We start from the raw sequence: 5903 nt of genomic DNA, 5'->3' as shown, positions 1-5903 counted from the left end.
GGTCGGGATGCCGGGGCCGAGGTCCGGGGCCGGAATAGGGGTGCCCCACTCGGTGCGGAGCGGGAGGACCCCTGCCCAGGCGCCCGTCGCGTGCTCCGCCGGGTCGTCGGTGGGCGGACCGGAGCGGATCTTCACCGAGGCCTCCGCCAGCGGCAGGGCCAGCACCGCCACCGCGGCGAGCTCCTTCGCGTCCGGTTCCCGCGCGTGGTCCCACGAGCCGGGCGCCAGGTGCTCGGACAGCACCCGCAGCCCGTGCAGCTTCTCCGCCGGGTCCAGCACCGTCCGCGGCCGGCCGTAGATCACCGCGCTGCGGTAGTTCATCGAGTGGTCGTTGAGGGTGCGGGAGTACACCACCGCGTCCAGCAGGGTGACCGTCACGCACACCTCCGGTTCGGCGCCCGCCGCGAGCACGCTGCGCGCCCCGGTGGAGCCGTGCAGGTAGAGCACCTCGCCGTCGCGCCCGTACCCGGTGGGCAGCACCTGCGGGTGGCCATCGAGGACCAGGCCGAGGTGGCAGATCAGCGCCCCGTCGAGCACGTCGTGCAGGTCGGCGCGGTCGGTGGCGGCCCGGTCCTTCTTGCGCCCCAGCGAGGTGCGGGGCGTCGAGGACAACGGCGGTGCGGTGGTCGGTTCGGTCATGCGCTCATCCTGCGCGGCGAAGTGGACTCCCCCAAGGTCCAATTTCCGGGGAAAACGAAAGGCCACTTCACGCGAACGGGCCGCCCGCCCCGAGGGGGAGCGGACGGCCCGGACTCGATCAGCCGTGCTCAGCCGCGCGGCGCGGCCGCCGGGTCCAGCAGCCACAAGGTGCGCTCCAGGCCGACGGCCCCCGCGGCCGGGATGTCCACCGGATCCGCACCGCCGAGCGCGGCCGCCACCGGCTCGGCCTTCGCCGCGCCCGTGGTCATCAGCCACACCTCGGCGGCGGACCGGATCGCGGGCAGCGTCAGCGAGATCCGCGTCGGCGGCGGCTTCGGGCAGTCGTGCACGCCCACCACCGCGCGTTCCCGCTCCCGCACGTACGGCGTGTCGGGGAACAACGACGCCGTGTGCCCCTCCTCGCCGACGCCGAGCAGCAGCACGTCGAAGCGCGGCACCGGGAACTCCACGGCCGGCTCGGCCAGCGTCGCCAGCAGCTCCGCGTAGTGCGCGGCGGCCGCGTCGGCGTCCGCGCCGAACTTGCCGTCGGACGGGGCCATCGGGTGCACCCGCTCCGGGTCCACCGCCACGTGGTCGAGCAGCGCCGCCCGCGCCTGGGTCTCGTTGCGCTCCGGGTCGCCGTCCGGCAGGAACCGCTCGTCGCCCCAGTACACGTCCACGTTCGCCCAGTCGACCGCGTCCCGGGCGGGGGAGTGCCGGACCTGTTCGAGCACGCCGATGCCGGTGCGCCCGCCGGTGAGCACCACCGACGCCGATCCGCGCGCGGCCTGCGCGTCCACGATCCGGGTGATCAACCTGGCGGCGGCGGCCGCCGCCAGGACCTCGCCGTCGCCGTGCACGACGACTTCTTGCCTGGTCATGCCTCGCCTTCCGCCTGCTCCGGTTCGGTCGCCGCCTGCTCGGGCTCGTCGGCGGCGGGGGGTTGGTCGACGCGCCGGATCCCGGCCAGCCCACCGAGGGTGATCTCGTAGATCTCGTCCGGGTCGAGCCTGCGCAGCTCCTCGGCCAGGCAGTCCCGCACCTCGCGGCGGTGCAGCGAGAGCCGGCGGTCCGGCTGGCCCGGCTGGGTCAGCGTGCCGACCTTCCCGTCCGGCCGGACGATCTTGACCGAGCCGGAGGGGCGCCGCAGCTCGGCCGAGACGATGCCCGGGCCGCGCGGGTGCTCCACCCGGTACACCGGGACCTCCAGGTAGGCGCCGAGCCACGCCGCCAGCAGGTCCGTGGACGGGGAGTCCGCGGCACCGGTGACGACGGCGCTGGTCACCGCCTCGTACGGCGGCAGGTCCAGCGCCGCGGTGAGCATCGCGCGCCATGAGGTGAGCCGGGTCCAGGACAGGTCCGTGTCGCCCTCCACGTAGGAGCCGACGCGGGTCTTCAGGAACTCGATCGGGTCGGGCTCCGCGGCCGCGTCGGTGATCCGGCGGTGCGAGAGCATCCCGATCGGGTCCTTCGCCGGGACCTCCGGGGCCTCGGTCGGCCACCACGCCACCACCGGCGCGTCCGGCAGCAGCAGCGGCACCACGGAACCGGCGCCCTCGTCGGCCAGCGCGCCGTACAGGCGCAGCACCACGACCTCCGAGGCGCCCGCGTCCCCGCCGATGCGGATCTGCGCGTCCAGCCGCGGCGCGGCTTCCTTGGCGCCCCGGGCCACCACGATCACCCGCGCCGGGTGCTCCCGGCTGGCGTCGTTGGCGGCCTGGATGGCCTTCTCCGTCTCGGTGCCGTCCCCGGTGACGATCACCAGGGTCAGCACCCGGCCGAGCGCGACGGCCCCACCGGTCTCGCGCAGCTCGACCATCTTCTTGTTGACCTGCGAGGTGGTCGTCGACGGCAGGTCGATGATCACGGGCGCCTCCAGACACGTCCGGTGCGGGTCATCATGGAGTCCGCGGTCGGCGGCCCCCACGTCCCGGCCTTGTAGTTCTCCGGCGCTCCGTGCGCCGCCCAGTAGTCGAGGACCGGGTCGAGGATCCGCCAGGACTGCTCCACCTCGGCGTTGACCGGGAACAGCGACGGCTCGCCGAGCAGCACGTCCAGGATCAGCCGCTCGTACGCCTCCGGGGACGATTCGGTGAACGCGTGGCCGTAGCCGAAGTCCATCGTCACGTCCCGCACCTCCATCGAGGTGCCCGGAACCTTCGAACCGAAGCGCATCGTGACGCCCTCGTCCGGCTGCACCCGGACGACCAGGGCGTTCTGGCCCAGCTCCTCCGTCATGGTGTCGTCGAACGGCAGGTGCGGGGCGCGCTTGAACACCACGGCGATCTCCGTGACGCGGCGGCCCAGCCGCTTGCCGGTGCGCAGGTAGAACGGCACCCCGGCCCAGCGGCGGCTCTCCACCTCCAGGGTGATCGCCGCATAGGTCTCGGTGGTCGAGTCGCTGGCGAAGCCGCCCTCCTCGTGCAGGCCCGGAACCAGCGAACCGCCCTGCCAGCCACCGGTGTACTGCCCGCGGGCGGTGGTCTCGCTGAACGGGCCGACCGGCTTGGTCGCCGAGAGCACCTTCAGCTTCTCCGCGCGCAGGTCCTCGGGGGAGAAGCTGACCGGCTCCTCCATCGCGGTCAGCGCCATCAGCTGCAGCAGGTGGTTCTGGATGACGTCGCGCGCCGCGCCGATGCCGTCGTAGTACCCGGCGCGGCCGCCGAGCCCGATGTCCTCGGCCATCGTGATCTGCACGTGGTCGACGTAGTGGGCGTTCCACAGCGGCTCGAACAGCTGGTTCGCGAAGCGCAGCGCCAGGATGTTCTGCACCGTCTCCTTGCCGAGGTAGTGGTCGATGCGGAACACCGAGTCCTCGGGGAACACCTCGTTGACGATCTTGTTGAGGTGCTGGGCGCTCTCCAGGTCGTGCCCGAACGGCTTCTCGATGACCACCCGGCGCCACTGGTCCGGGGACTGGTCGGTCAGCCCGGAGCGGGACAGCTGGGTCAGCACCGTCGGGAACGCCGACGGCGGCACCGACAGGTAGAAGGCGTGGTTGCCGCCGGTCCCGCGCTCCTCGTCGAGCTGCTTGACGGTCTCGGCGAGGCGGTCGAACGCCTCCGGGTCGTCGAACGAGCCCGGCACGAAGCGGATGCCCTCGGCCAGCCGGTCCCACACGGACTGGTGGAACGGGGTGCGCGCGTGCTCCTTGACCGCTTCGTAGACGACCTGCATGAAGTCCTGGTCCTCCCAGTCCCGGCGGGCGAAGCCGGTCAGGGCGAACCCCGGCGGCAGCAGCCCCCGGTTGGCCAGGTCGTAGATGGCGGGCATCAGCTTCTTCCGGGACAGGTCCCCGGTCACGCCGAAGATCGTCAGGCCGGACGGCCCGGCGATCCGCGGCAGCCGCTTGTCGCGCGGGTCCCGCAGCGGGTTGCGCGGCAGGTTCCTGGCGCTCACGCCCCACCCCTCTCGTCGTGCAGTTCCTGAACGGCCTTGACCAGCTCGACCAGACCGGCGGCCCGGTCGGTCAGGTGCAGCCGCAGCACCGGGCGCTCGTGCTGGACGAGCACCTGGCCGTCGCCGAGCGCCTGGGCGCGCTGCAGGCCCGCCAGCGAGTAGGGCCGCTCCGGCACCTCCAGGTCGTTCTCGGCTTCGCCGGTGATCTGCAGGAACGCGCCGTTCTGGTGACCGCCCTTGTGGTACTGGCCGGTGGAGTGCAGGAAGCGCGGTCCCCAGCCGAAGGTGGTCTGCAGGCCGGTGCGGCGGGCCAGCTCCGGGCGCAGCAGCGCGGCGGAGGCGTCGTCGAGGCGGTCCAGGTAGGCCTGCACCGCCAGGTAGCCGTGCGCGGGCGCGGACTTGACGAACGCGCGCAGCGCCTCGGCCACGGTGCCCACCCCGGCGGTGAACCAGTCGCCGGAGGCGTAGACCTCGACGGAACCGGACACCAGCGCCGGCGTCACGACCGGACCGCCGTCGGGGCCGTCGAGCAGCGCGCGGGCGGCCTTCTTCGCGGCCTCCACGTCGGGCTGGTCGAACGGATCGATGCCCAGCAGCCGCCCGGCCAGCGCGGTGGCGAACTCCCACAGCAGGAACTGGGCGCCCAGCGGGCCGGTGGTCACCAGCTGCGCGCCGGCGCCGGCGCCGCCGACGGCTACGGTGGTGGCGTCGCGGCCCGCGTCGGCGAAGCCGGGGGCCTGCGGGTTCTCCACGACCACGGGCAGCAGGCCGGTGCCCTGCTTGCCGGTGGACTCGGCGATGAGCTGCTCGGCCCAGTCGCCGAAGCCGGGGATGCCGGAGCCGCCGTCGGCGAGCACCAGCTTCTCGGCGCCGCGCTCGTGCGCCGCGCCCCACGCCGCGGCCAGCCGCACCGCCGGGTTGTCCGCGGAGTCCTGGCGGACCAGCTCGAACGCGCTCGCCGCCTCGTCCAGCAGCGCGGTGATGTCGGCACCGGCCAGCCCGGCCGGGACCAGCCCGAACGCGGTCAGCGCCGAGTAGCGGCCGCCGACGTTCGGGTCGGCGGTGAACACGCGGCGGTACCCGGCCTCGCGGGCGGCGGTCTCCATCGGTGACCCCGGGTCGGTGACCACGACGATGCGCGTAGCGGGATCGATTCCGTTCGCGGAGAACGCCGCCTCGAAGATGCGGCGGTGGCTGTCGGTCTCGACGGTGGTGCCGGACTTCGACGACACGACCAGCACGGTGCGGTCCAGGTCGCCGGACAGCGCGTCCCCGACCTGACCCGGGTCGGTGGTGTCCAGCACGGTCAGCGGCACGCCCGCGGTCGCGGTGATCACCTCGGGGGCGAGGGAGGACCCGCCCATGCCGGCGAGCACGACCCGGTCGACGCCGTCGGCGTGCAGCTCCGCGCGCAGCTCGGCGATCTCCGCCAGCAGCGGGCGGGAGGTCTCGTGCAGGGTGGTCCAGGAGAGCCGGATCGAGGCTTCGCTCTCGGCGTCCGGGCCCCACAGGGTGGCGTCGCCCGCGGCGAGACCGCTCGCCGCGCCGTCCGCGGCCAGCCGCTCGGCGAGCGCGCGAGCCTCCCCGGCCAGACCCTCGTCTGCGATCTCGACTGAAGTTTCGGTTGCCATCTGATTCCTCGTGTCTAGGGGATGGGCGACGCCGGCCGGTGGGCGGACCGGACGCCTCCGCCGCGGGGGTACCCCGATGAGCCTGACCGGGCCCACCCGCCACAGCACCCGGGGCCCGCGCATTGCGGGGGATGTCGCGGGCCCCGGGGGGGGGGCGGGGGCCCCCCCCGGGGGGGCGGCCGGTCGCCGACTTGGCCGGGGCGCGCTGCGCGCGCCCGGTGTCGGGCAGTTGCG

At 74.0% G+C, this 5903-nt stretch carries 5 protein-coding genes; all 5 read right to left on the bottom strand.

All coding sequences use genetic code 11. The features are described 5' to 3' along the window. On the bottom strand, positions 1 to 639 hold a 639-nt coding region (locus tag LCD33_RS28115; protein WP_224978472.1), incomplete at its 3' end, for a pyridoxamine 5'-phosphate oxidase family protein. A gap of 128 nt (positions 640 to 767) precedes the next feature. Beyond that, positions 768 to 1520: a 6-phosphogluconolactonase gene (pgl, locus tag LCD33_RS28110; RefSeq protein ID WP_224957697.1), complete on the bottom strand. Its 753-nt coding sequence runs from the start codon at positions 1518 to 1520 to the stop codon at positions 768 to 770. Then, entirely contained in the window at positions 1517 to 2506 is a 990-nt protein-coding gene (gene opcA / locus LCD33_RS28105) for a glucose-6-phosphate dehydrogenase assembly protein OpcA (protein ID WP_224957696.1), read from the bottom strand. The genes pgl and opcA overlap by 4 nt, the downstream gene beginning before the upstream one ends. Next, positions 2503 to 4038, bottom strand: a complete 1536-nt coding sequence (gene zwf, locus LCD33_RS28100) for a glucose-6-phosphate dehydrogenase (protein WP_224957695.1) — start codon at positions 4036 to 4038, stop codon at positions 2503 to 2505. The genes opcA and zwf overlap by 4 nt, the downstream gene beginning before the upstream one ends. Beyond that, complete coding sequence (locus LCD33_RS28095) at positions 4035 to 5669, bottom strand: glucose-6-phosphate isomerase (protein WP_224978471.1); 1635 nt, start codon at positions 5667 to 5669, stop codon at positions 4035 to 4037. Before LCD33_RS28095 ends, zwf begins: the two co-directional genes overlap by 4 nt. Between the last annotated feature and the right edge of the window lie 234 nt (positions 5670 to 5903).

The organism is Saccharopolyspora sp. 7B, assembly GCF_020177435.1.
Taxonomy (GTDB): domain Bacteria; phylum Actinomycetota; class Actinomycetes; order Mycobacteriales; family Pseudonocardiaceae; genus Saccharopolyspora_C; species Saccharopolyspora_C gregorii.
This window is presented reverse-complemented; position numbering and strand designations above follow the sequence as displayed.

What these genes read in the sequence shown, in the direction of transcription:
- pgl (WP_224957697.1), bottom strand. Translation starts at nt 1,520, where the DNA reads ATGACCAGGCAAGAAGTCGTCGTGCACGGCGACGGCGAGGTCCTGGCG.
- LCD33_RS28095 (WP_224978471.1), bottom strand. Translation starts at nt 5,669, where the DNA reads ATGGCAACCGAAACTTCAGTCGAGATCGCAGACGAGGGTCTGGCCGGG.